At 48.4% G+C, this 26203-nt stretch carries 23 protein-coding genes; 8 read left to right on the top strand and 15 right to left on the bottom strand.

Features of this window, described 5'->3' with window-relative positions; all coding sequences use genetic code 11:
• Nucleotides 1–572: 572 nt before the first annotated feature.
• Entirely contained in the window at nucleotides 573–704 is a 132-nt protein-coding gene (locus BC792_RS18710; RefSeq protein WP_262713440.1) for a hypothetical protein, read from the bottom strand.
• A gap of 80 nt (nucleotides 705–784) precedes the next feature.
• Here BC792_RS18710 and BC792_RS10475 point away from each other — a divergent pair, with 80 nt between their 5' ends.
• Nucleotides 785–1225, top strand: coding sequence for a nuclear transport factor 2 family protein (locus tag BC792_RS10475; RefSeq protein ID WP_148908959.1), 441 nt, complete (start codon nucleotides 785–787; stop codon nucleotides 1223–1225).
• A gap of 1255 nt (nucleotides 1226–2480) precedes the next feature.
• Here BC792_RS10475 and BC792_RS10480 read toward each other — a convergent pair.
• Nucleotides 2481–2915 carry a nuclear transport factor 2 family protein gene (locus BC792_RS10480; RefSeq protein ID WP_148908960.1) on the bottom strand — a complete coding sequence of 145 codons (435 nt, stop codon included), beginning with the start codon at nucleotides 2913–2915 and terminating at the stop codon, nucleotides 2481–2483.
• 703 nt (nucleotides 2916–3618) lie between these two features.
• Here BC792_RS10480 and BC792_RS10485 point away from each other — a divergent pair.
• Together BC792_RS10485 and BC792_RS10490 are read left to right on the top strand one after the other, a co-directional pair.
• Nucleotides 3619–5301, top strand: a complete 1683-nt coding sequence (locus tag BC792_RS10485) for a hypothetical protein (protein WP_148908961.1) — start codon at nucleotides 3619–3621, stop codon at nucleotides 5299–5301.
• Between the two features lie 257 nt (nucleotides 5302–5558).
• Nucleotides 5559–6680, top strand: a complete 1122-nt coding sequence (locus BC792_RS10490) for a Gfo/Idh/MocA family protein (RefSeq protein WP_148908962.1) — start codon at nucleotides 5559–5561, stop codon at nucleotides 6678–6680.
• Nucleotides 6681–6727: 47 nt separating this feature from the next.
• Here BC792_RS10490 and BC792_RS10495 read toward each other — a convergent pair whose 3' ends face one another.
• Nucleotides 6728–7852: a lipid II:glycine glycyltransferase FemX gene (locus tag BC792_RS10495; protein WP_148908963.1), complete on the bottom strand. Its 1125-nt coding sequence runs from the start codon at nucleotides 7850–7852 to the stop codon at nucleotides 6728–6730.
• Nucleotides 7853–8292: 440 nt separating this feature from the next.
• On the opposite strand from BC792_RS10495, the gene BC792_RS10500 reads away from it, so the two are divergent.
• The 4 genes from BC792_RS10500 to BC792_RS10505 all read left to right on the top strand — a co-directional run bounded on the left by BC792_RS10500 (nucleotide 8293) and on the right by BC792_RS10505 (nucleotide 10377).
• The gene (locus tag BC792_RS10500) at nucleotides 8293–8727 is read left to right on the top strand and encodes a hypothetical protein (RefSeq protein WP_148908964.1); all 435 of its coding nucleotides are present in this window, start codon (nucleotides 8293–8295) and stop codon (nucleotides 8725–8727) included.
• Between the two features lie 460 nt (nucleotides 8728–9187).
• Nucleotides 9188–9337 (top strand): hypothetical protein, encoded by a 150-nt coding sequence (locus BC792_RS18350; protein WP_170250010.1) that lies wholly within the window; start codon nucleotides 9188–9190, stop codon nucleotides 9335–9337.
• Between the two features lie 356 nt (nucleotides 9338–9693).
• Nucleotides 9694–9816 (top strand): hypothetical protein, encoded by a 123-nt coding sequence (locus BC792_RS18715; RefSeq protein WP_262713441.1) that lies wholly within the window; start codon nucleotides 9694–9696, stop codon nucleotides 9814–9816.
• 228 nt (nucleotides 9817–10044) lie between these two features.
• Nucleotides 10045–10377, top strand: a complete 333-nt coding sequence (locus tag BC792_RS10505) for a cytochrome c (RefSeq protein WP_211357521.1) — start codon at nucleotides 10045–10047, stop codon at nucleotides 10375–10377.
• Here the strand turns inward: BC792_RS10505 and BC792_RS10510 are convergent.
• The 4 genes from BC792_RS10510 to BC792_RS10525 all read right to left on the bottom strand — a co-directional run bounded on the left by BC792_RS10510 (nucleotide 10370) and on the right by BC792_RS10525 (nucleotide 18014).
• Complete coding sequence (locus BC792_RS10510) at nucleotides 10370–12430, bottom strand: heavy metal translocating P-type ATPase (protein ID WP_246154992.1); 2061 nt, start codon at nucleotides 12428–12430, stop codon at nucleotides 10370–10372. The two genes, BC792_RS10505 and BC792_RS10510, sit on opposite strands and share 8 nt — an antisense overlap.
• A 136-nt stretch (nucleotides 12431–12566) precedes the next feature.
• Nucleotides 12567–12983 (bottom strand): Fur family transcriptional regulator, encoded by a 417-nt coding sequence (locus BC792_RS10515; protein WP_148908966.1) that lies wholly within the window; start codon nucleotides 12981–12983, stop codon nucleotides 12567–12569.
• Nucleotides 12984–13405: 422 nt separating this feature from the next.
• Nucleotides 13406–14980: a RagB/SusD family nutrient uptake outer membrane protein gene (locus BC792_RS10520; protein WP_148908967.1), complete on the bottom strand. Its 1575-nt coding sequence runs from the start codon at nucleotides 14978–14980 to the stop codon at nucleotides 13406–13408.
• A 49-nt stretch (nucleotides 14981–15029) separates the two neighbouring features.
• A complete protein-coding gene (locus tag BC792_RS10525; protein ID WP_148908968.1) occupies nucleotides 15030–18014 on the bottom strand; it encodes a SusC/RagA family TonB-linked outer membrane protein in 2985 nt (994 codons plus the stop codon).
• Between the two features lie 765 nt (nucleotides 18015–18779).
• On the opposite strand from BC792_RS10525, the gene BC792_RS10530 reads away from it, so the two are divergent.
• Nucleotides 18780–19649, top strand: coding sequence for a helix-turn-helix domain-containing protein (locus tag BC792_RS10530; RefSeq protein ID WP_148908969.1), 870 nt, complete (start codon nucleotides 18780–18782; stop codon nucleotides 19647–19649).
• A 60-nt stretch (nucleotides 19650–19709) separates the two neighbouring features.
• On the opposite strand, the gene metA is transcribed toward BC792_RS10530, so the two are convergent.
• The 8 genes from metA to BC792_RS10570 all read right to left on the bottom strand — a co-directional run bounded on the left by metA (nucleotide 19710) and on the right by BC792_RS10570 (nucleotide 25911).
• Entirely contained in the window at nucleotides 19710–20654 is a 945-nt protein-coding gene (gene metA, locus BC792_RS10535) for a homoserine O-acetyltransferase MetA (RefSeq protein ID WP_148908970.1), read from the bottom strand.
• 381 nt (nucleotides 20655–21035) lie between these two features.
• Complete coding sequence (locus BC792_RS10540; RefSeq protein ID WP_148908971.1) at nucleotides 21036–21548, bottom strand: pyridoxamine 5'-phosphate oxidase family protein; 513 nt, start codon at nucleotides 21546–21548, stop codon at nucleotides 21036–21038.
• Nucleotides 21549–21691: 143 nt separating this feature from the next.
• Nucleotides 21692–23365, bottom strand: a complete 1674-nt coding sequence (locus BC792_RS10545; protein WP_148908972.1) for a PepSY-associated TM helix domain-containing protein — start codon at nucleotides 23363–23365, stop codon at nucleotides 21692–21694.
• A gap of 2 nt (nucleotides 23366–23367) precedes the next feature.
• A complete protein-coding gene (locus tag BC792_RS10550) occupies nucleotides 23368–23655 on the bottom strand; it encodes a hypothetical protein (RefSeq protein ID WP_148908973.1) in 288 nt (95 codons plus the stop codon).
• A 1-nt stretch (nucleotide 23656) separates the two neighbouring features.
• The gene (locus BC792_RS10555) at nucleotides 23657–23938 is read right to left on the bottom strand and encodes a hypothetical protein (RefSeq protein ID WP_211357522.1); all 282 of its coding nucleotides are present in this window, start codon (nucleotides 23936–23938) and stop codon (nucleotides 23657–23659) included.
• 179 nt (nucleotides 23939–24117) lie between these two features.
• Entirely contained in the window at nucleotides 24118–24828 is a 711-nt protein-coding gene (locus BC792_RS10560; RefSeq protein WP_148908975.1) for a DUF4198 domain-containing protein, read from the bottom strand.
• A 306-nt stretch (nucleotides 24829–25134) separates the two neighbouring features.
• Complete coding sequence (locus BC792_RS10565; RefSeq protein ID WP_148908976.1) at nucleotides 25135–25602, bottom strand: Hsp20/alpha crystallin family protein; 468 nt, start codon at nucleotides 25600–25602, stop codon at nucleotides 25135–25137.
• A gap of 21 nt (nucleotides 25603–25623) precedes the next feature.
• On the bottom strand, nucleotides 25624–25911 hold the full coding sequence (locus BC792_RS10570; protein ID WP_148908977.1) for a hypothetical protein: 288 nt from the start codon (nucleotides 25909–25911) through the stop codon (nucleotides 25624–25626).
• Between the last annotated feature and the right edge of the window lie 292 nt (nucleotides 25912–26203).

The raw sequence follows: 26203 nt of genomic DNA on the forward strand, positions 1-26203 counted from the left end.
AAAACTAAATTTCAATATGACAAAGAACGAACGGACCTTAATGGGCCAAATTTATTTAATTTTTAAAACGTCCCGATTTTAATGGGACACTAATGCGCCCATGTAAAAAATAAATACCAGGTACAGATAAAGTAATTTCTATTCGAAAAAACGAAATTCCATTTTCCACGGTTACTATAATAATTAGATATTGTTAACGCTTAAATATGAAGTATCCTCTGCAGCGATGCACAGGATACTTCTCTTTTAGATTATACCCAGCCGCGCCGTCACCCTGAACTCAATACTTCCCTTCGGAAACAATTTCCATATACCGCCGTTATTAGACCAGTAAGTTCATATTACATTCATATTTAACACTGAAAAACTCCTCTGCAGGGATGCATGGGAGTTTTCTTTTTCACGCGTTCCATACGCAGACGATAGTTCTAAAAAAGCAGACTGTATATAGCCTGCTTTTGTTGATCAACTAAAACTAAATCCAGCTAGGTTAATAGCTATATAAATATATAGCCACTGATCTACATAAAAGCGAACCATCCGCCTCCTTTTTTAGAAATGTAGCCATATCACTACAAGAAAATGCCAGGTCCTTCTTCGCTCGTCGATCCAATGCTTCCCCGTTCGCCGGCTTTTTCCTTGTATTCGCCGAATATTTTCCGTGTCCGATCTAAACGCTGTTTTACAGCATTCGTTTCTACCATACCTTTGAATCATCAACAAAGCAAGTAAGAAAGAAAAACATAAAACTAAAAAGTTAAAAATCTAAAAAACAATTATAAAGATGAAAAAGACATTAACTACCCTCGCCGCTGCATTGATCATGATCACTTCGTTCAGTTCGTTCGCAGCAGGAAACGCCAATCCACTTAAGAACGTCGCGTCGGCCAAAGTTGTCACGGTTTATTTAGAGGCTATTACGTTAGGAAGCGTAGAGCTGAACAAATTCCTTTTCTCCGACGATTTTGAATACCGAAACACGGCGAACAACGACAGTTTCACGAAAAAGCAGTATACCGATTTTCTGAAGTCTCACAAAGGCGTAAAGTTCGACTGCGAAACGCGATATGAGATCCTCGATCAGACCGGTCAGACCTGCATAGCTAAAGCCACCATGACATTCAGCAACTTTACACGCGTCGATTATATCACATTAAATCAAAGTGCAGATGGCTGGAAAGTCAGCAAAGTGGTTACGACTTACCCCGATAAGATTGCACGTTAACGTATCCCAATTTTTGTTTCAATGTTCAGTTTAGTGAGCCCGCAGTGATGCGGGTTTCTTGTTGTTTGAACCCTGCCCGTCCGTAGCCTCATTGTCTATCCTTCGACAATGGAAGGAGTAGTCAGTATGGAGAAGTTAGAAATCAGAAATGAGAAGTTAGACATTAGATATTAGAAGTGAGTATTGAGTATCGTAGGCTTATTTTAGCTTATGGTTGTTGGCTAATAGTTTATAGCCATCTGCTATTAGCTTCTCACTTTACATCTCCACGACTTTACGATTTAACGGCTTTAGCTTATGGCTGTTGGCTTGTAGCCATCTGCCATTTGCTATCTGCTATTAGCTTGCAACTGCACCTCGCTATGCCTATCGCGAAGATATTCGACCCCGATGGGGTCGTGTAAATTCTTGCACGGTTTCTATAGGGATGTGACCTCTACGAGGTCAATCGTTGTGCTTAGACATAGCAACCTACAAATCCACGACTTTACGAATCCACGACTTTACGGCTTATAGCCATTTGCTATCTGCCATCTGCCATTAGCCATCTGCCATTAGCCATCTGCCATCTGCTATTAGCTTCTCACTTTACATCTTCACGACTTTACGATTTAACGGCTTTAGCTTATGGCTGTTGGCTTGTAGCCATCTGCCATTTGCTATCTGCTATTAGCTTGCAACTGCACCTTGCTATGCCTATCGCGAAGATATTCGACCCCGATGGGGTCGTGTAAATTCTTGCACGGTTTCTATAGGGATGTGACCTCTACGAGGTCAATCGTTGTGCTTAGCACCACAACCTACAAATCCACGACTTTACGAATCCACGACTTTACGGCTTATAGCTATCTGCTATCTGCCATTTGCTATCTGCTATCTGCCATCTGCTATCTGCCATCCGCTATTAGCTTCTCACTTTACATCTTCACGACTTTACGATTTAACGACTTTAGCTTATGGCTGTTGGCTTGTAGCCATTTGCCATCTGCTATTTGCCATCTGCTATCTGCCAATAGAACGCGATATTTATAACTTTTTTTGAACCAAAATGACAAGGGGCGTGTTCTACAATTGAACAGAAAAATCTCTTCAAAGTCTAAATGGTAAAAATCCTTCGACGCCTGTCGAAGGATTTTTACTTTTTTTGAACTTTATGTTCTGCGGATTGTTTAATAGATAGCAATTAAAAAAATCTCTCTACAAATGTGTACAAAATCCCCTGTCGTGAGACATGGGATTTATTTTTTCCGCCCACTCAGTTATTATCGGGATAGGTCGTTACTACCCTGCTGACCTTCCAGCCATCTTCATCCTGACGCAACGTGACAACGTCTACACGCGTAAAGTTTTCAAACTTCATGATCGCCTTCGCAATACAGGCCTGCCCACTCTGGTCTAAGATCTCGTACTTGGTTTCACAATCAAACTTTGCCCCTTCGCTCTGTTTCAAGAACCTCATGTACTGCTTCTTGTTAAAGCTGTCGTTGTTCGCTGAATTGGAGTACTCGAAATCGTCGGTGAAGATATACTTATTAAGCGACGGATTACCTAACGCCGCCGATTCCAGATAAACGGCGACGATGCTAGCGGAATCAAATTTCTTTAATGGGTTGGCGTTTCCGGCTGCAAAGGAGCTAAACGAAGCAATCATCATTAGTGCTGTTACGGCAGTAGTTATTATCTTTTTCATCTGTATAATTTTTTAAGTTTTTATTTTAATTTCTTATTTGATAGCTCAAAGGAAGGACAGGAACGGCGCTGCAGGAATAGCAATTAGACTGAATAGGGAAAATACTCGGCAAACGCCTAAAAAAAACCGGCGAACGTAAATGGCAGACAGGGGCCGCGCTGCGGCTCTCCCTCGCGCGGAGGCAGAGCGCCAACCGAAACCAGCCGCAGCGCTCCTCAGATTACCCCACCCCTTCCCCTACGGAGGCGAGGTCCATGTTCTTACAAAGCGCCCCAAAACAAAGAAGACGTCCTATAGACGCCTTCTTCCTAAACTAATTAAAAACTCCGGAAATCGAATCTTGACATAAGGACACCTATCGGCTTAAAAAGTTCATGTAAATATAAATTTTTCCAAGCCCTACACCGAAGACCGGAAATAGCGTTGGGTGCTCCAGCATCGGCGTAAAAAGTTAAAATCTGTTAATCTCTGTCACCCTCTACAACATCGGTATGCGAATTGCCGTTTTTATAGTGATTCATAATTTCATAGGTTAGTTAATTTGGTTAGTAAATAAGCTCCTGAAGTTCCCCGCTTCGGGAGCTTATTTTTTAAGCCGGCGGATATCGCCCGCAGCTGTGTGCTCCAATCCGACGCAAATGCCATTGAACTTTATTACTTCCTACGTTGTTGTATACTAGGAAATACTGTATAAAAGACCTACATGAAGAAAGTCTGGATCTGGATCATAGCCATCGTGGCCTTATTTATTATCGTCCTCGCCGGAGTAAGCGTCTATTACTCCCTGCACTATAAGCCCATATTGAAAAAAAAGCTGACGCAGTATGTTGCCGGATCATCAGATAGCCTCTATCGCCTATCCTATGACGATCTCCGTATCAATCTGCTGACAGGTACCGCGACCTTAGCGAATGCCAAGCTCGAATCCGACTCGCTGATTTACAAAAACCTTGTCCGCCGCCGCAAAGCGCCGAAGAGCCGCTTCGATATCGGCATAAGCGCCCTTACCTTCAATGGGTTTAGCTGGTGGGATTTTCTTATCAGACGTCAACTGCATATTAGCGAACTGCGGATCGACACGGCTCACATCCACCTCTTTACTTCGGCGATCACTCCGCGTGATACCGATCGCCAGCCGAAAACACTCTATCAAACAATAAAGGGCACATTCAAAGCTGTTCATGTAGAGCGGATCGACATGGTCGATGTAAACTTTCAATCATCAAAAACGCAGGACAACGGACAAAGGGAAAGTATTAAGATAAGGAATGTCCGTCTACGGGCCACGGATTTCCTTGTAAACGCCACAACCGAAAGCGACACCAACCGCACGTACTATGCAAAGGAGATCGATGTCCGGATTCCGAAATGGTACCACCAAATATCCGGCAGCGTGTATGCTGTCTCCTTCGATAATGTCCATGTCAACACGAAAGAGGAAACGGCTAGCCTCACCAACCTTAAAATTGCTCCGACAATTAGCAAACAGGCCTACTTTAAAAACGACAAGGAAAACAAGGCGCTCATCTTTCTACGTATGGACAGCGTTGCAGTGGGCGGTTTTAAGGCGCAGCAGCTCATCCGCCATAAACGACTGTACAGTAAAGAGATATATCTTAAGAAAGGAATAGCATCGTTCCACAAGGATAAAAGATTCCAAAAAGACAACGTATCCAAAATCGGGCAGGCGCCTCATCAGCAGATCATGAAAATGAGTCAGTCTATACTTTTTGACACCGTTTTCGTAAAAGGTGTAGACATCGTATACAACCAGTTCAGCGATAAGTACCTAAAAGAAGGCTCCATCGCGTTTAACAACGTAAGGGGCGAGATTACCAATGTCACGAATGATACAACGTGTCTCGTCAAAAACAGGTATATGCGTGCGGATTTAGACGCCGACCTGATGGGAACCGGCCTGTTGCAGGCCAGACTGTACTTCGACATGCTAAGTAAGACCGGACATCACGGTTACAAAGGCACGCTAGGCCCCATGGAAGCGCCAGCGTTCAATAGGATCCTAAGGCCGCTACTCAACATAGAAATCGGGAGCGGACACATCCGTAACATACGTTTCGACATGGAGGGGACGGATCACAAGAACTGGGGTACGTTCTATTTTGACTACGACAACCTAAAAGTGAACCTGTTTCATCCGCCCGCGGCCGGAAAAAACAGGAAAAAAAAGAAAATACTGACCTTCCTTGTAAATCAGGTGCTGGTTAACGACAGCAACCCCGATGCCAACGAAGTATACCATGTAGGTAAGGTGGACTACACCCGTGTGCCGGAATATTCCCACTTTAAGACAATATGGAAAAGCCTCTTCGAAGGCATCGCACAATGCGTTGGCCTCAATCCGAAGTACATACCGGACAGCGGCTAGCATCCACGTCTTCCGTCTTAAATGGTCCGGTTTTGTTAAAAAATGTTAACACAGCATCGACAGTGCAACATTTGCCACATGCACGTCGTTATATAGACAAATTCATAATTTCATAATTTAGGTTAATAATTGGTTAGTTTGAAAACTCCTAAAGCTCCCCGCTTTAGGAGTTTCTTCTTTAGCGGAACCGACTTTCACAATTTAAAAACTATCTGGAGTAAAGTTTGTTTCTTTATCGAACTACTTAATTGTCAACTATGAACCGTTCTCGTCGCGAATTCCTTCAGAAATTAACAATGTCTTCCATGGTGCTACCTATTGTTTCTACCTATACACCACAATGGTATGGGCCTTTGCATACTGACGTACAGGGGCCTGTCCTTCGCGTGGCCCTCATGGGGCTGGGCGGTTATGCCCAACGTGTTGCCGATGCCATGAAAGACTGCAAAAGAGCAAAAGTAACAGGCCTCGTCAGTGGTACGCCGGCCAAGCTGAAGGAATGGGGAAGTAAATACAACGTCCCCGAGCGGAACCGCTATAGCTATGAAACGTTCGACGACATCAAGAATAATCCGGACATTGATGCAGTGTACGTCATTACGCCTAACGCCTTACACCATGACAATGTCATCCGTGCCGCCCGAGCAGGTAAACATGTGATTTGCGAGAAGCCTATGGCCGTGAGCGTACAGGAGGGACAGGAAATGGTCGACGCCTGCGCAGCGGCCGGAGTGCAGCTGCTCATCGGATACCGTATGCGGTTCGAGCCCAATACGCTTGAAATCGTGAACAGGAGAAACGCCGGCGAATTCGGAAAGATAAACTTCTTTCAGGGACAGTGCGGATTTAAAATCGGCGATCCGAATCAATGGCGGCTTAATAAAGAGCTCGCTGGAGGGGGCGCATTGTTTGACATCGGCATCTACGCCATTAATGGCACCCGGTATATGGTCGGAGAAGAACCGGTATGGGTTACCGCACAGGAAACGAAAACAGATCCCACGAAATTTAAAGAAGGCGTCGACGAAACCATACAGTTCCAGCTGGGATTTGCGTCCGGAGCGGTAGCATCTTGCCTTTCAACCTACAACATGAACTACCTCGACCGCTTTTATTTAAATGGTGATAAAGGATTCGCGGAGCTGTGGCCCTCTACAGGATATGGCCCTATTAAGGGGAGGACGCACCAACAGCCGTTAAACCACCCACATATTGCGCACCAGACGATACAGATGGACGAGATGGCTGCAATCATCCTCGATGGAAAAAAACCGGTTCTCCCTGTCGACGGCACAACCGGACTGCAGGATCTGAAGATCATCGAAGCGATTTACCGCGCCTGCGCTACAGGCGCCCGGCAGGAGCTCAAACTGGTATAGGCCAGCCCTGGGCGACGCTCTCTCCTACCCATCATACAGGAGAACGGTCAACTCAGGTGATAGCCTTGATTTTTAAACTCCATCGAGCTGTAGTACGTATATTTTTGTTTGTCCAACGGGTAATCCCAGCAGCCCATTCGGTGGAATTTATCACCGCCGAAGCCTACCTTAAACCGATACAGCCCATATAGAGGGTGGGCAGGATCGGCATGTGGGGCGATGCCAAAGAAATCGTATTCCGTACACCCTTTTTCCCGCGCAAGCTGTATTGCCCGCCACTGCAGCGCATACGTCGCCATATAGTTTCTTTTCCGCGAAGCTGAAGCGCCGTACAGATACGTTGCGCGGCTGGCGGAGACAACTAAGAACATAGCGGCCAACGGTTCGTCGTCGACTTCCGCCACCAACAGATATACGTCTGCCGGCGACGAGGTATTATTAGCCTTCGCGGTCAGCACAATCCGGAAATAACTGATGTCGTGGAGAAAAAAGTTGTTGCGCGCCGCGGTCTGGCGATACAGCTCATACCATATAGCTAAGCTCTCGAGCCCCAAAGCACGTATGCTTACACCTTTACGCTTGGCAAGGTGTATATTATAACGCGTCTTTGCTTTCATGCCGGACAACAGACTATCTTCATCCCGCTTCAGGTCCATGAAAATAGTATTCGACGGGAGGATATCCGTGTTCGCTTTCCGTAAATTCCAATGTTCTGTATTGAAGTTAAACCGGATTTCCTGAATTTTCCTGTCCGGACCGCCGGTCCAATTACCGTGTATATCGTAACAATCTTCCTCCTTCGCCCAATGCGACTCCCAAGCCAGGTCGTACCGGATCATAATACAGTTTGCGGGCAGAAAAGGACGCAGGCTCTCCGACAACTGTTCTAAAAAATAACCTTGGTTTTCGGCGGATGGCTCCACCTCCGGCCCATATGGAACGTAAGCCAGACAGTGATCCCGATCCACCATCTGCAGGATGACCAGCAGATCGCCGACAAAATAGGTATGATCATCCGTCCCTGTAAATAAGTCGGACCGCTTAACCTTGAAATCAAAGGCTTTAGAGTCCATCCCCTGCATACTTTTAACGGCAGACCAGTACGCGGTCTGCTGGACAATAGATGTTTTGTAAATCTCTCTAACGTGCTTGTGTTCTACGTCTGCAATCATAACGAAATAAATGTGTTTTACTGGCGCCTGATATGTCTGCGCCGTTTGGACAAAGTGGCAAACTTAGCCAAAATATTCATCATAGCTACAGGCGTTTGTCAGCAGGATGTTATAAATCCCCTCCAGCAGTGTCGCGGAGCACCTTTGTAAAGTCGTCCGAATGTGGACAGAAGCTGTCCGTAACCGGACATAGAGGCATACGAATTAAAAACACAACACATTAATATACAGGATATTAAATAAATGGCAACACGGTTGATCAATAGCGGATATGCGTAAGAATATATCCGACAGAATTTACCGACGCCTTGCGGGTATTTACCGAGAAAACGGCGACATCCATCGAATTTATGTTCGGCTCAAAACAAGGGCACACTACCTTTGGATCAACAAATTACAATTAGAAAAGAAAAAAAGCCAACAGTAAAAACATAAAAGTCATGAAAAGAGTATTAACAACCCTCGCTGCAACCCTGATTTTAATCACATCATTCAGCTCGATGGCAGCAGAAAAAATGGATCCGCTAAAAGACTATTCATCGGTCAACATTGTCAACGCCTATCTCGAAGCGACAACATTAGGTAGTGTGGATATGAATAAATTCCTCTTCGCGGAAGATTTTGAATACCACAACACAGCCAGCAACCTTCGTTACGGTAAGAAAGCGTACACAAACTTCCTCAAACAGCACAAAGGCATTAAGTTCAATTGCGAGACCACCTACGAGATTCTCGACGAAAGCGGAGAGGCCTGTATCGCTAAGGCCATTATGAAGTTTTCGCATTTTACGCGCGTCGATTATATCACATTAAACCACAGTAAAGAGGGCTGGAAGGTCAGCAAGGTCGTCACCACCTACCCACCCCGCGTATAACAATTTTTAGATTTGAGTTTGTTTCAATGTTTAGTTTAGTCGAGGGGGCCACATATCGTGGCCCTTTTTTGCTGCCTTCGGCGGATTTGTAAAATGGTGAAGTCGTTGATTTGTGAAGATGTAAAGTGAGAAGCTAACGGCAGGTGGCGAATGGCAGATAGCAGATGGCGAATGGCAAATGGCAGATGGCAGATGGCTATAAGCTGTAAAGTCGTTGAGTTGCTGATTCGTAAAGTTAAGATCTAACACTTAACCCTTAACTCCTAATTTCTGACTTCTAACTTCTAAAATGTAAAGTCGTTGAGTTGCTGATTCGTAAAGTTAAGATCTAACACTTAACCCTTAACTCCTAGTTTCTGACTTCTAACTTCTCAGTTCTAACTTCTAAAATGTAAAGTTGTTGATTTGTAAGGTCGTGAAGTCGTGAAGATGTAAAGTGAGAGCTAATAGCGGATGGCAGATGGCAGATGGCGAATGGCGAATGGCGGATGGCGAATGGCAGATAGCGAATGGCAGATGGCAGATGGCGAATGGCAGATGGCGAATGGCAGATGGCAGATGGCAGATGACCGATAGCGAATGGCAGATGGCAGATGGCTATAAGCTGTAAAGTCGTTGAGTTGCTGATTCGTAAAGTTAAGATCTAACACTTAACCCTTAACTCCTAATTTCTGACTTCTAACTTCTCAGTTCTAACTTCTAAAATGTAAAGTTGTTGATTTGTAAGGTCGTGAAGTCGTGAAGAAGTAAAGTGAGAAGCTAATGGCAGATAGCAGATGGCGGATGGCAGATGGCGGATGGCTATAAGCTGTAAAGTCGTTGAGTTGCTGATTCGTAAAGTTAAGATCTAACACTTAACCCTTAACTCCTAATTTCTGACTTCTAACTTCTCAGTTCTAACTTCTAAAATGTAAAGTTGTTGATTTGTAAGGTCGTGAAGTCGTGAAGAAGTAAAGTGAGAAGCTAATGGCAGATAGCAGATGGCGGATGGCAGATGGCGGATGGCAGATGGCAGATGGCAGATGGCAGATGACCGATAGCGAATGGCAGATAGCAGATGGCAGATGGCAGATGGCAGATGACCGATAGCGAATGGCAGATAGCAGATGGCAGATGGCAGATGGCTATAAGCTATAAGCCAACACCCATAAGCTAAAATAAGCCTACGATACTCAATACTCACTTCTAATATCTAATGTCTCACGTCTAATGTCTAACTTCTTTATACCCAAGTAAACAAGGTCCTTCGGCGCGAACGAAACGAAGAAAATACAAACAAACTCCCCTCTAAGTGGGTTATCTCATACAAAAGAGATAATGAAAATGAAGAAACTGAAGATCCTAGCACTGTTAAGCTTAACAGTAAGTGTACTTGTCAGCTGTTTTCCGAAAGCCAGCCAAGTCATCCGATCCCTACCCGTAGAAAGCAAAGAGCAGATACTATCCCAGTATAGCAGCGAAGAAATCGCTGAAGGCAAGGTGCTATACACGAATCACTGCGGAACGTGCCACGACCTCAAGGAGCCGGAATCCCGTACTGCTGAACAGTGGAACCGCATTGTGAAACGCATGATTCCGCGGGCAAAGCTCAACGATCGTGACGGACAGCTGGTACGCGCCTATGTCATCGTAAACGCCAAATCTAGCTAAACCGCATCCTTTGTATTCGTATCGCATTCAGTATAGCCAACAACGCGACGCCGACGTCGGCAAACACGGCTTCCCACATCGTGGCTAGCCCTCCTGCGCCCAATAGCAGCACAGCTGCTTTGACCATAAACGCCAACATAATATTCTGCCAGACGATGCGCCGTGTTTGCCTGCCTATTTCTATAGCGGTTGCGATCCTCGACGGCTTATCATCCTGAATGACCACATCGGCTGTTTCAATGGTGGCGTCGCTTCCCAGACCGCCCATGGCGATACCCACATCACTAAGGGCGACCACCGGCGCATCGTTCACCCCGTCCCCGACAAAGGCGACACGCTCTCCGCGGTCTTTAATATCCCGCAATTTATCAACCTTATCTTCCGGAAGCAGGTCGCCAAAAGCACTATCTATTCCCAGTTTATCCGCGACATGCGCAACGACAGCTCCCTTGTCCCCACTCAACATGGTTGTTTTAACCCCAAGCTTATGCAGCCGGCGGATTGCCTGCACGCTGTCGTCTTTAATGCGATCGGCAATGGTAATATGTCCCATAAATTTACCACCCCACGCCACCGCTATCGTCGTAAGCCTCGTCTCTACCGAATCCAACGTATACGGAACCCCAAACTTGTCCAATAGCTTGAAGTTACCGACCAATAGGAGCTGGTCCTCGAAAGTAGCCTGAAGACCATAGCCAGCAACCTCCTCAACGTCACGCAGCTTAATATCGTTCTTAGGTACGCCTCCGTACGCACGTATGGCCGTCGCCACGGGGTGCGTGCTATGGCTCTCCAATACATTGACCATGTCCAACAATCGATCGGCGTCCACACCTTCCGCCCACCACACATCTTTCACCTCAAACACACCTTCCGTCATCGTTCCGGTTTTGTCCATCACGACGTGCCGGATGTTAGCCAATGCGTCCAGATAGTTGCTGCCCTTAAACAAAATTCCGTTCCGGCTGGCGGCGCCGATTCCTCCAAAGTAGCCCAGCGGGATAGAGATGACCAGCGCGCATGGACAGGAGATCACCAAAAAGACCAGCGCCCGATAGAGCCAGTCGCTGAAGCTATAGCTATCCACTATGAAATAAGGAAGCAGCCAGATGCTAATGGCAAGAAACACCACGATAGGCGTATATACCTTGGCAAATTTCCGTATGAACAGCTCGGTGGGCGCCTTCTGCGAAGTCGCCTGCTGCACCATTTCCAATATCCTGCTCAGCTTGCTGTCGCTGTACGCCGCCGTCACCTTCACCCGGCTCACCGACCGCAGGTTGATCATGCCCGCCAGCACGGATTCTCCTTTAGCCTTGCGATCCGGTACGCTCTCTCCGGTCAGCGCTGCCGTATCGAACGATGCATGTTCCGATATCAGTTCGCCGTCCAGTCCTAGTTTTTCCCCCGGCTTCAGCTGTATAATGTCGCCAATTTTAGCTTCCTCCGCTCGTATGGACGTTAATCTATCCCCGTCTACTACCGTTACCTCATCAGGCCGCTGGTCAAGCAATGCCTTGATATTACCTTTCGCGCGGGCTACCGCCAGCCCCTGAAAAGTTTCCCCAACGGCATAAAAGAGCATCACAGCCACTCCTTCGGGATATTCACCGATAGCAAAGGCTCCTATCGTGGCAATCCCCATTAAAAAGAATTCCGAAAAAACATCGCCCTTGCCGATGCTTATTCCAGCATCCCGGAGCACAGGCAGACCTACCGGTAGGTAAGCAAGTATGTACCATGCCAACCGGGTCCAGCCTACGAACCAAGGTTGTGGCACCCAGTTGTCGAAAGCCAGGCCGGATAGCAATAAAAGGAGCGAGAGAATAGCCGGAGCAAAAAGGCGGACCTGCTTCCATTGCCGCTGCGGCGGTTTGCCGTCCGTAGACGTAGAAGAGTGTTTCCCCGCAGGCGCGGGGGCAGAACAGCAACACCCAGCCTCCACATGTGGGTCTACCGAACGATGTCTATTTGAATGCACTTCCATAAATTTCCTTTCTTGCGTTGCCGCCTGTTCAGCCCCCCCCTGAACAGGCGGCACGCACTCTATCATAATGATAAAGATAGGCATCCCATCCGTGCAATACTATTGCAAACTTGTATTTCTGCTATAATGAGCCTTCTAGGCAGGGGCGAGCAGGACGAGTGTCCTTTTATAAACAACGCAGTTAAATTGCATATAAAAGCACCTAATCTACGTTCAGACAATTTTCACAGACTCCCCTTGCAAATAGCCGCACATCTTCGATCCTGACCGCCGTCTCCCAGTCGGGAGACAGTCTCACCTCCTGCCGGCAGGTTGTCTGCTTGCAGTGCCTACAGTAGAAGTGCAGATGCCAGTCCTTGTGCCTGTCAGAAGAACAGTCCTCGTCGCACAGCTTATACCGTGTGGTGTTGTTCTCCTGAATACTGTGCACTACCCCTTTCTCCTCGAATGTGCGTAACGTCCGGTAGATCGTTATCCGGTCCGCCGCCTGAAACGAATGCTCTATTTCCGAGAGAGAAAGGGCCACGTTCTGGTCCTGCAACACTTCGTATACCAATATCCGCATTGTGGTGGGCTTGACACCTTTGCCCATCAGTTTATCTTCGATATCCTTCTTCATGATCAATTACCTTTCACAACCTCATCGCCTTCCATCGACAACAATGAGGATAACGGCAGCCCCACGGCCGTCGCCGTGGCATCGTCGTCGTCTTATAAAGATAAACGTTTTCAGGAACCCGTTGTGCAACAAAGCCGCTATTTATTGTCCGAAAGCCTGAGGCTTCGACAAGCTCAGCCTGACAGGAGGGGTGTCCCCCCGAGCCCGTCGAAGAGCTCTTCGACAGGCTCCATACAGGCTCTGCCGAAATGCGCAGCGTCAAATGTGTTCCGACAGACGCAGCGTGACATTAAAGTCCATGTATCCAATAAAACACGAGGGATTTTCCCAAAAAAGATAGAGACGCTGTGTCGGCAATGCGTAATAAAAACAAGACGTCCTGGAACGGTTGCCCCAAGACGTCTACGATGGTTAAATCCCCGTTAATACCCGGGGTTCTGCTGTAAATTCGGGTTGACCGCTATCTGCTGGCTCGGGATAGGATAAACCAACGTCTTCGGGTCCGGATCGGCGGCCTTTTCCTGCCATGCTTCAAGGAATTTTCCGAAGCGGATAAGATCTTGCCGTCTCCATCCTTCCCAGTATAGTTCGCGGGCACGCTCGTCCAGCAGGCTTTCAAGTGTCAGCGCCGTAAACGCCCCCACTCCCCGGTTGGCTCGTATGCTGTTCACCAGGCGCAGCGCGTCTGCTGCCGCCCCCGTGCCTCCCCGTAAGATTGCTTCGGCCTGCATAAGCAATACGTCAGCGTATCGGAACACCACCCAATCGTTATTCCGCTGGCCGGTGACCGCATAGTCGAAGGCATACTTCAAAGGGCGGATGCCTGCCGTTTCGAGTGTTGTGCCCGACGTGCGTATGGTCACCTCGCGTGTAAAGGACAGCGGTGCCGTAGACGGGTTCCTCGCCATAAGCGGCCTGTTCGTGCTCCAGTTATACTGCTGTCCCGCAAAAAAGCCAACGTTCTGCCTGCGGAAATTTCTTGTCCTGTTGGAGGTGGTATCCGCCGGATATTCATAATAGATACCGCGGCGCTCGTCGTCCGCACTAAACTTGTCGTAATAGTCCGATAACGTACACCAGCCGTTCCACCCTCCCGGGTTCATGTTATAATGTGCGATCGTGTTCCACGTTCTGTCCACGTTTCCGCCTCGCTCGCCGTTTTTGTTGAAGAGCGTATAAATGTTTTCGGTCGATTTAGCATCGTTGTCCGGCGCAAAGTTATCGAAATACCGGCCTTCGGGCGAGATGCTGTATTTTCCGGACGCGGTGATTTCCTGGGCAAGGGCCACGACCCTGTTCATATCTTCCACGGGAAATGTCGGCGCCTGCCGGTTTAAGAAGGTCCCCCTGTTAAGGTAAACTTTCATCAGGAGGGCCCGTGCCGCATTTCGGTTCGCCACATACGCAGCCGTTGGCCCGTTCTCTGGCAAGCTCGCCATGATTTCGTTCAGTTCCTTAACGATATAGTCGATTGCCTGTTGGGGCTGCAGTACTTCCGGGGCAATCCGGAAGTCGTCTAACGACTCGCCCTCGCGGATCGGGACAACGCCATATAGATCCAACATGTCGAACATCGCCAACGCGCGGATAAACCGTGCTTCAGCAGCCTGCTGTGCCCCCGGACTATAGCGAAGTACATTTGTTGCGTTGTAGATCGCCGTACCTAGGCTCACAAACGTATTGTTCATATAGCCATTGTCGGCGTTCCAGGTATGGAGGTGAATAGCGCGGTGCATACCGTTATCGTCCCAGTCGCCGCCCCTGGTAGGAGCCATCGCGGCGTCCGTGGATACCTCCTGCATGACCCACCGCTGGTCCTGCTGATAGGGTGTGTTTAATGAATTGTATGCGGTGATAAGCAAGGCCGCCGGATCGACGTTCAAGCCGTCGCTTTCCTCAAGTTCTCCCCTGAACTCCTCCGTCAGCTTAGTGCAGGATGACGTGCCCATAGTAGCAACCCCTGCCAGTGCGATATATATCAAAGATCTCAGTTTCATCTGTCTATTTTTTTAGTATTATCCATTATATATTATATCTCCAGCTCCATTAAAGCGAGAAATTTACGCCCAGAAGAATGTTGCGTGATGGCGGATACGGCAGATACTCTATACCCAGCGACGGGATACCGTTCGTCGTACCATCCGTATTGACCTCCGGATCGAAACCGGTGTACTTCGTGATGATGAACAGGTTCTGTCCCGTAAGCGACACATTAAAGTTTCTGAACGTTTTGCCGATATCTCCCACAGCATAGCTCAGCGTAAGGTTAGCCATCTTGAGGTAGTCGCCCTTCTCCAAAAAACGGGTCGATGGCGCAGCCGAGTTGGCCGTAGACTCCTTGACAGAGGTGTCAAAGAACGCAGAACCTATATTCCGCGACGAAAGGTTACTCAACCCGAGTGCTGTGGCGGCCGTGTTATTAAATAAGTAATGTCCCAGAGCACCATTCATATTCGCTGCCAGCGAGAATTTCTTATAACTTACATTCGTGGATAGTCCCACTAACGTTTCCGGGTTAGGGCTGCCGGTGTAGAACTTGTTCACTGCAGGATCATTATCGCTGCTGATGCTGCCGTCCAATCCGCGGTACATGCTCATTCCGGTTTCCGGATCTATGCCTTCATACTGCGCCAGATACCATACGTTAAGCGGCTGTCCGTTTACCATACGTTGCCCAAGAACGCCCGAAAATCCCTGTCCCCGCAACGCGCCGGTCTCGTAGTAGCCTATCAGTCCGCTCACGCTGTTTTTCAAAAAAGTCGCATTTCCAGTGATGTCCCATGTCCAGTCTGTGCTGTTAATGATGGTACCGGTCAACGAGATTTCGACGCCTTTGTTCACAATTTCGCCATCTAGGTTGACCCATATACGTCCTGCAGGTGCAGGTTGGGCAAGCGTCTGCTCAAATAGTGCATCTGTTGTCCTTTTATTGAAGTAATCGATCGATCCGTAGAGACGGTTCTTCAAAAACGCAAAGTCGATTCCGGCGTTCAGCGTTGTTGCGGTCTCCCATCGGAGGTCAGGGTTACCGTAGTTAGCCTGGCTGATACTCTGATTACCGAAAACCAGCCTGTTCAGCGATGCACCCGACGGGAATTCCTGGTTTCCGGTCCTACCCCATCCCAACCGGATTTTAAGCTGGTCAAAAATACTGTTGGACTTCATGAATTCCTCTTCCGCCAAATTCCACGCCACGGCCAGCGAAGGGAACATGGCGTATTTGTTGTTGGAACCGAACTTCGTCGATCCGTCTCTCCGTATGGTTGCCGTCAACAGATATCTGTCGAGGTAATTGAAACCGCCCCGCAAAAAGAGCGATTGTAGCTGGTTGGTCGGACTTCTGTACGAAGATATCTCGCGGGTGGCAACGGGCGAGTACTGCAGGTAGTCAAAATAGTCAAGCCCCATGTACTTAAACCCGCCGCCGAACGAGATGTTGTTGTTATAGTTGTAGTCAAGGAACTCGTAACCGGCCACGGCGTTGATGTTCCAATCTTCATTAATCTGCTTATTGTAGGACAACATATGTGTCATCTGCAGGTTTGTTTCGCCATTGCTGGAAATGAAAGCCTGTTCGTTGTTCACGGCAGACGGGTCGATAAGTCCTGCCCTATACATTCCGGCGCGGTTACCGGTCTGGCGCATCGCGCTATAAATAAAACGATATTCCAGATCGTCTGTAATTTTATAATAAGGCGCCACATTTACCACAATTGTGTTTGTTGTCGCCTGATCCTTAAAAGCCTCCAGGCTGGTCAACGGGTTTCGTGTGGTCGTACTCACGAATGTGAGGTTGCCCTGTTCATCCCGCAGCGGACGTGTAGGATTCCATTGCAAAGCCTGAGAGATCACATTTCCTTCCGACCCGACCATGGCGTTGATTGGCGCGTAACGGTTGTCCAGCTGGGTAAGGAACAAGGAGAAATCCAATCCCAGACGGCGGTTTTCAAGGAAGCGGAAATTCCCCGTGAAGTTGCCTGTATATTTCTTGAGCTGCGATCCCCGTATAATACCGTTTTGATTGAGGTAGCCCCCCGACAAGCGATATCGTCCATGCTCGGTGCCCCCCGAAACGTCTCCGTAATAGTTCTGTGTCACAGCATGACGGGTGATGGCTTTAAAAGCGTCTTCGTTCCCGCCAAAATCGGCGTCATCCACCTCGGAAGGTGTATAGTAGTTGAGGGCTTCCCTAAACCGATCTGCGTTTAGGACCTTCGGGTACTCACGCATGCTGGAAATGCCCGAAGAAGCACCTATAGAGACCACCGGAGGGCCGGCCACCCCTTTTTTTGTGGTGATGATGACCACGCCGTTGGCTCCCCTTGACCCGTAGATTGCCGTGGCCGACGCATCTTTAAGAATATCCATGCTGGCGATATCGCTGGGGTTTAAATACGTTAGCGGGTTTCCTCTGTCCGATGAAAAGCCGCCGCGGCCTTCAGGCAGCGGGGAGTTGCCCGACATAGGCACACCGTCCAACACGAACAGTGGGTTATTGCTGGCACGGATCGATGAGTTTCCACGGATACGGACGGTGGCGGACCCACCGGGCTGACCGGTATTGTTCAGCACCATCACGCCCGGTGTTTTTCCCTGTATCAGCTGATCAGGACTCGTCATGATCCCACGGTTGAAATTAGCCTCCTGTATGGTAACCATGGCGCCGGTCAGATCTTTTTTCCGTGCAGTACCATAACCGATAACTACGACCTCATCCAGCCCCTGCTCGGCATTCGGCTGTAGCTGAACCGTGATATCCGTACCTACAATAGGCGCTTCCTTCATTGTATAGCCGATAAAAGAGACTTCCAACGTTTGTGCATTGTCAGCAACCTCCAGCGTGAAAACGCCGTCGTTGTCGGTTGTCGTGGCCAACGTCGTTCCCTTTACTTTTACCGTCGCACCAACAAGGGGCGCTCCGGCTTCGTCCAAAACCTTACCTGTCAACGTCCGCGTCTGGGCAAAAACCAGTTGGGACACAAGAAGGATCATAAGCGTCAAGACGCATCGTATACGTAAATTGTTTTCCATCTGTATAATTATAAAAGTGTTAAATCTTAATTGCATAGATGAGCTCGTCTCACCTGGTTTCTTTACTCATTCTCACGAGGTCTACATCGCCTCCTGTGTAAGGCCGTTTGGCCGTTTATACTGGGCTTTGTCCGTACAGGCTCGTTTTTAATCGTGATGAGGCCGTCGGATTTATGGTCAGGCATATGTATACGTCATGATGACGCAGGCACAGACCATGTTAGCTTAACGGCCGGGGACTGTGCCCGGTGCCCTATCTATTCCGCTGTTTAGGCACGTGCGCTACGTGAAGACGATCTGTGTCCGGCGTACACGCCGAAAGCGCCTAGGGAAAGGCCGCGGTGGTGGGTTCTTTTTCTCGATCATATGTATGTTTGTTTATGTTGGTTTTATCGCGTATATAAAATTCAGCAAATCTGCGGCTTAAAATCAGTCACAGCGTCTCAATCTTATATCATATTGTCTCAACGGAAACGTTTCCGGTTCCTCTTTTAGGACAAAATCATCGCATTGAAAAGTATAGCCCACATGAAAACGAAAATTATACCTGATTATCAACAGGGTACATCAAAACATAGCGATTTGGCATAGAAATAGCGGCAGTCATTTTGCTGTTGTCGACGGAGGCACGCGGCGAACTGCGTACCTGGCAAAACCGTCGTACACATAGCTAACCTAAGTAGACGCATGACCGGAACATCCCATAAATCGGGGCGTTCCCATGTCGATCTGAACTAAACATTATAAACGAAACAAACCTACGTGATGAGCTTAATTTTCACAAAATCGGATCTTGGATCCAACGGCCGGAAGGCATTACATGAGGAAGTGGCAAGCCAACCTCTGACAGCGGCTGGCGCACCGATTATTTTGTTGGTGGAAGATGACAAGGAGGCCCTGGCCTACCTTAACAAGGAGCTGAAAACCTGTTATACGATTCTCAGGGCCTCAAGCGATGCCGAAGCACGCGACATACTGGCCCAGAACGAAGTTCATTTGGTGCTTACCGAGATCCAGACATTATTGATTGACGGCATAAGCTTGTGCACCCATATTAAAACCACGTCCCGATACAGCCATATCCCCGTCGTTTTCCTCGCACAGCAGCAGCCTCTTGAAGTAAAAATACAAGGGTTAAACAGCGGTGCCGATGCATACATCGAAAAGCCCTTTACGGTGGAGTTTCTGCAGGCCCAGATGCAGAACGTGCTGCATAACCGCCAGATTGTTAAAAACTATTTCGCGAACGCCCGCCGGTCAGACATCGTTAGCACATCAGGTCCCGCGATCATGGACGGCTTTATCGACCGGCTTTACAACGTCATATACGATCATATTTCGGACATGGACCTTACGGTAAACGAGCTGGCCCGACTTATGCATATGAGCCGGCCCACTTTGTACCGCAAGGTAAAACAGCACACCGATCTCACGCCAAATGAAATGATTAACCTCTCTAAGTTGAAAAAGGCAGCCGAGCTGCTGGCGGAAAAGAAGTATACCGTTACGCAGGTTGCCTCCATGGTCGGATACACGGTACAATCTAATTTCTCAAGGGATTTTCATAAGCACTATGGGATACGTCCAAGCATGTATATCGTTGGCGCACAAAAACAACATGACGTAGCCTCCTGACCGCGGCTACCGGCCACCAAGGCGGCACAGCGCTCAGGTAGCGCTGCCCGAAGGCGTGGATCAGCTTTGTTGTTTAATCTCTCCGAGATGTATCACATCCCGTAAGTCGAATGGCGTTTCCTGGTAGACAAAATAGTTGAGCCAGTTGTTGAAGAGCAGGTTGGCGTGACCCGCCCAGCGCACCAAAGGGGCGTTCTGTGGGTTGTCCTGAGCGTAATAGTTCTGCGGCAACCCAATAGGCAGCCCCTTTTCCAGATCCCTCACGTACTCCTCATGCAGGGTCAGCGGAGCGTATTCCGAGTGTCCTGTCAGGTAGAATTCGCGTCCTCCGCGCGACGAAGCGATCGCTATGCCTGCATCGGCCGACTCTGAAAGGACGGCAATTTCAGCCCTGCCTTCGAGGTCTTCTTTCCGTATGGTCGTGTGCCTGCTATGGGGTATAAAAAATTCATCGTCAAAGCCACGGAAAAGCGGATGTCCCTTCTCGGTCGCCGTATGTTTGAACACGCCGAACAGTTTCTCGCCCAATGGCACCTTCTCGATCCCATAGAAGTGATATAGTGCTGCCTGCGATGCCCAGCAGATGTATAACGTGGATGTCACATGACGTTTCGCCCAATCAAATATGGTCGTGATTTCATCCCAGTAGGTGACTTCTTCAAACTTGATCATCTCGACCGGTGCGCCCGTAATGATCATGCCGTCATAATAATTGGCGCTGACCTCGCTAAACCCTTTGTAAAACATTTCGAGGTGTTCCTCAGGTGTGTTCTTGGGTGTGTGGGTGTCCAATCGCAGAAATTCGATTTCCACCTGCAGCGGGTTGTTGGAAAGCAGCCTGATAAAGTCGGTTTCCGTCGTAATCTTAATCGGCATCAGGTTAAGGATCAGCACGCGGAGCGGACGGATGTCCTGCGCATCAGCGCGCAGATCGTTCATCACAAAAATATTTTCCTTCTTCAGAAGCTCTATCGCTGGTAAGTTATTCGGTATCTTGACTGGCATACACGGTTCCCTCGTTCTTCAAATGTTTCAAAAACAAAAATAGAAAGAATTAACCGGACTTAAAAGGATATCGCCACACATCGCGTGGGTGAAAAAATATAATGCTGGCTGCTGACTTCTGCTTTCCCTGCAAAGACAGGGGCGGGACACAACGCACGTAAATACGCCGTCGTGTCCCGCCCTACCTAGAAACACTATTTTTAACCGAAGTCCGACACTTCTTAAGGCGCACAGAAATTAATAGCAACGCAGCTGATTTGGATTACGTTCTTTGTCAACCCTCTTCCTGAAAAGTCCTCGAATAGCCAGCTTTGTCTTTTTCTGTTAAACTTATCCATTTCTAAGCGCTCGGAGCCGAAAACCAGAATCGGATGCAGGTTTTTAAATTTCTATATCTCCCTCGACGCCGTCATAATCTGGTTTGCCCGTAATCATCGACTTCAGGCCTTTAAAAGCCGCAACAGGGGCGCTACTCTGGTTGTCCCAGTAATGCCCGTCCAATACCTCAACGCGTATCAAGACAATCTGCGGGTCTTCAGGCCCCTCAAACCATACCTCAAGGGCGGGACTCCACAGTTCCTGCACTTTTCCGCGGTCGTTCTGAATCTCGGCAATACCATATAAGTTCAAAAAACCGCTCCGCTGTCCACTTTGCAGCAAAAGATGCACAAATGGATTTTCAGCAATCTCATCATCCTTATACGTCCGTTCCGCCGTCATAAACCATAGATAACCGCTATCGTCGACCTGCAGGACTGTCATCGGCCGCACCGACATCGGCACGCCTGTACGTATGTCGGTGCAGAAAAAACACGTTTTCGCGTCGTCTACGATTTCTCTGATTTTTGCTAAGGCTTCTTTTCCTGAAAGATTCTGTTGATTATTTTGTTCCATCCTGTAATTTCTTGAATTTCCTTTGTAACTATTGACGATAACAGAACAACACTAGACGCAAAAAGGTTCAATGGACATTTCCATTGAACCTTTTTAGGCAGCAAAATAGCCTATCACTCCAGAGAAACATCTTCCAAAACGGCCTACAACGGCTGTTTGACGAGCGCCTCCCTTTTCGGCTTCGCCGGTGTCTTCAAAACTCCGAAGGGCCTCCCCTGTTGTTTCACCTTCTTATAGGAAAAAGCACAGACGGCGGCAATAACGATGCATAGCACGTCGATGAAAAAAATATCGAACGCTCCGGCCTTCCATGTTGTCCATAACCAAAGCCCTGAACCTACACCATTTGCAATGGGCACAGCGGCGTAGAGCACAACCGAAAGCAGAAGAACCTGCTTATTCATCGACACCAGATTCCGGAGCGCCATAAGGTAGACGCCGAGCACAAGCCAGCTATAGAAATAGACATCATAGATCACGGATTGGTTGACCTCCGGCAGCAGCTTCACCATAATAAAGGCAAAGGCCGTCACAGGCAACATACTTAAACAACCCGCAAGAAAGAAGTTCGCCGCCCAAAAGTTAAACTTACGCTTGTACGCCGGCACATTGTTCTTGTCGCGCGCTACGAGCCAGATCATGATGCCGGAAATAATCACCAGACAGCCCATCAGCCCCAGCACAAAAAAGACAATCTGGAGCGGCTTTCCGCCGAAGTCGCCAAAGTGCAGGTGATAAATAATGCTTTTCACGCCGTCGATATAGTTGCCGTCGGCCGTTGGCGACTTCAAAGAGAGCACCTTTCCCGTTGCAATCTCTTCGATTGCAAAGCCGGAACCCGCAAAGGCCACAGCAGCATCAGGTTTGGCTTCGATCCCAACCTGCATGCTCTTATCGTTATAATTGCGGATATAGATGCGGGATATCTTACTATCCTTCCATGTCTCCTGCCACCGCGCTACAAAAGCGTTCATGTCGAATTCTTCGGCCAAAGGCGTGTAGGTATATTCCACAGGCATGGTTCTGTTGTACTGAAGCTCTTCGTAAACCTTCTGCTGATCGCCATCATACAATAGTTTGCTAAAGGGCGCAATCAGCGCAAAGTTAACAATCAGCACCACCCCCGTCACAGCGAAAACAAACTGAAAGGGAAACCCAATAACACCCAAGGCCGTATGCATATCGGTCCATACCGTCTTCCACTTACTCCACGGTCTAAATAAAAAGAAGTTTGATTTGATCTTGTCCCAGTGCAGAAAGAGCCCCGTGATCAGGGCAAACAAAAATAAAAACGCAACGATGCCCGCCAGGAGGTAGCCAAAAGGCGTTCCTATATGGATCGGGATCTGGTTTAGCTGCGCGAGAAAATGCAAGCGGTACAGAAATTCGCCCATATCATATCCTTCAGCGTATGTAGTCGGCTTCTTGTCAGCAAAATAATACAAGAAGTAGGCGGAGTCTTCACCCGCTGCCCGGCGACCCCTTCCCCGCTGCACCGATCCACCAGCGGTGGGCTTGCTGACCGTGGTGTCCTGAGACGTACTCAAATTGACGTACGCCCCCTGTCCCTGCCGTAGGAAGTAGAAATCTATGTTGCGTCCCATGAGATTGTAGTTCCGCGACAGCGAATCCAACAGATGGTTATAATCGGCATCTACCTGCCCGCCGCTAACGGACTGCCCGCGTTGCCACGCGCTGATATCGTCCTTAAAAAACGAGAACGAACCCGCAAAAAATATCACAAACAACAAGGCGGCAGTGATAATACCGCTTATCGTATGCGTATGGAAATAAATGTTGTATTTTCTAGGATCCATACTCAAAAATGCTGTGTCAAGAAGTAAGGTAAAAGGAATACAAGTGTCAGCAAAGCATACGTCAACCATACCCGCCACACATTCCTGGCAACGAACGCCCAAAGCAGCAGAAATGCCCAGACAATATATCCAGTAATGAAGGCCGTTGCCACCACTTCATTTTTAGGAAGAAAAGTGGCCAGTGCCACATGGAAGCTGAGCATCACCGCGTATCCGCCCACGACGCCCGCAAGGATTTTGGCCAACCGCAGCCAGGGAGATTTCGTTAGGTATTTTTTATTCGCCGGCATATTAAAAGATCAATTCAAGACAAACACCAACCAAGTAAATAGTCAGGATTTCACGCACGCCAAAGTAACGAAACGGAAAAAAGACAACCGATAAGCTACCGGCCATCATCATCAGCACCACAGCCGAGAACAGACCGCTTCCTACGCCGAGCAGCGCCACGCTCAAAATTGTTCCCAGCAGGCATAGGCCTGCGGCGAGATACCGGCTTGGCAGCACATGCCCGTGCAACGTCTGCAAAAAGGCGGGCCGGTCTGCCCAAGCGATCCGTTTGGATGTATTCATCCAGCAGAAAAAACTTCCGAAAAAAAGAAGACAGATTGTACTAAACATATATTTCCTCCATAAATCGTCGAAAACGCTTAACAAATGCAGCAGCGAGAGCCTTTCGGCTCCGTTTTGCTGCTGCTACCTACAGAAATCTGTCCGGCACGAAATGGACGGGATCTCTATAGCGATTGCGATTACTTTACCGTGAAGCTTGTGGTAATCCCCTGCCATGTCGAGGTATATTCCTTTCCATGCCATGTACCGCTCACCTTTTCCATATGACTGTACTCAGCGACATACGTACCTGCCCAAAGTGCATCCACGATGATTTCGCCCTGCGCATTTGTCTTATACGTCTTTGACCAGCCGGAAGACGACATCACCAGCACATCCTGATCCGCCAGAGGCTGGCCGTCTTTCTTCAAAAACAGCGACACCTTTCCTCCCGTGCGATGCTTTTTGACCGGCGCCAGCAGCTGATAGGGAAGTTTCCCGGCACTAACGTCGGCCGCCGCGCCTACTTGTACGGCTATCTGCGAGGTAAACTCGTATCGCATCTGCCCGCCGAGATCCTTTGTCGGATGGCTGGTATACACGAGGTAGTTGCCGTCGGCCGTAGGCGTAAAGGACGCCTCAAAATGGTCGCCCTTATCGGTCAGCGACAGCTTCTCCACCGACTGATCAGGCTTCAGCAGAAACACTTCCAGACTCCGCAAGTCGGAATACCAGTCGGCGGTCTTTTCGATCTCGCCGGTCGCATACTCGCCATAATAGACACGGACCTGCTGTGCCTTGCCTTTGTTACCGGTTGCTACGCTCTCAAGCCAGATCGCATGGGCCTGAACGGTCTGTTGGCCACCCAGCAGCGCCGCCAAGAAAAATAATAAGTAATAGGTTGCTTTCATCTTTTGCTTCTGATTTTAATTTCCTGTATCATCCGTATCGATGCTATATCGATCAGCGAATGTACGATATTATTTAGAATTAGTATAATTAAACATCGCAAAAGTAAAAGGAAATTTGAGCGGGAAGTTTAGAATTTGGTATAATTACTTTTGAATTTGGGTCAATTCCGTCCAAGGGCAGGCGTTAAAAACCCGTTGCCGGCCGGCGGCAAGTGATTGATATAGGATGGTTCACAACGTATACAGGAAGAAGCACGGGTACCGTCATCATAACGGTACCCGTGTCCTGTGAAGGTAGAGACGGGATCAATCGACCCGTACAGAATGGGACTGTTTGACAACTTCCGGATCCTTCGGTAGGACGATCGTCAGCACGCCTTCTTCGAAGCTGGCGTGAATATTGTCCCGCAGCATCTGTTCGCGTAGCTGAAAAGAACGTTCAAAAGAGGAGGGAGCATATTCCTGAACAATATAGCTTTCCTCCTGCTCGTGTTCGGGTTGCCTGTATACGACCGACAGCACGTCATTGTCAACGGAAACCTGAAAATATTCTTTTTTCCTTCCCGCGGCATACAGCTTCAGCTCGTAGCAGGATTGGTGTTCGATAATATTCACCGGAACGGCGCTGTACCTATCGGCACCCCAGCCTTTCGCAAATGGCGCCCCTCCATCGAATAGCTGGCTGTGGAGCCGCTCTAACTTCGTCCGGAATCTGTCAGCACAGAACGGAGTGTCTGATTTATGCTGCCCTGTATATTGATTTTGTTTAAACATGTCGTAAAAATTAAATGGTTTCTAATAGATTGGAACAATTGCGGCTTGCGTCGGGTAGCGGGGCACGATTGGCTCGACCGCCGGAATACCGTGGGTAGACATGGGATGGCTTGGCCCTGCAGAAGGATTTACCCCCGTACGTAACATTCTCTTGCGGCGCATCCTCGACAGAACCCACGTACCGATGGCGGCCACCAAGGTACCGGCCACCAGCAGCTTGAAAATTATTCCGATAACGAAGCTTAGCAGCCCCGCGACGACGGTAAGCCCTACCAGACGCGGAAATATAAAGCGGATCTTATGTTTCATTTTTTTCTTGTGTTTTAAATGTGTTATTCACTTATTCTTTATTACTTAAAAGGCCTTTGCTCTGGTAGACGCATATCGCAGAAAAATACTTCACTTGGATAAAAAAATTGTAAAGGGGGTAAGCTGTGAAGGCGTATGTCGTGAAGTTATTAGCTAATGGCAAATGGCAGATGGCTATAAGCCGTTGATTTGTGAAGATGTAAAGTTGTGAAGGTCCGAACCTCCTACAATAAACCGCAAAAAAACGTTCATCGCGAGGAGGGACGACGAGGCGATCTAACCTTCTAACTCC

This window comes from Sphingobacterium allocomposti, from assembly GCF_008124885.1.
GTDB lineage: Bacteria > Bacteroidota > Bacteroidia > Sphingobacteriales > Sphingobacteriaceae > Sphingobacterium > Sphingobacterium allocomposti.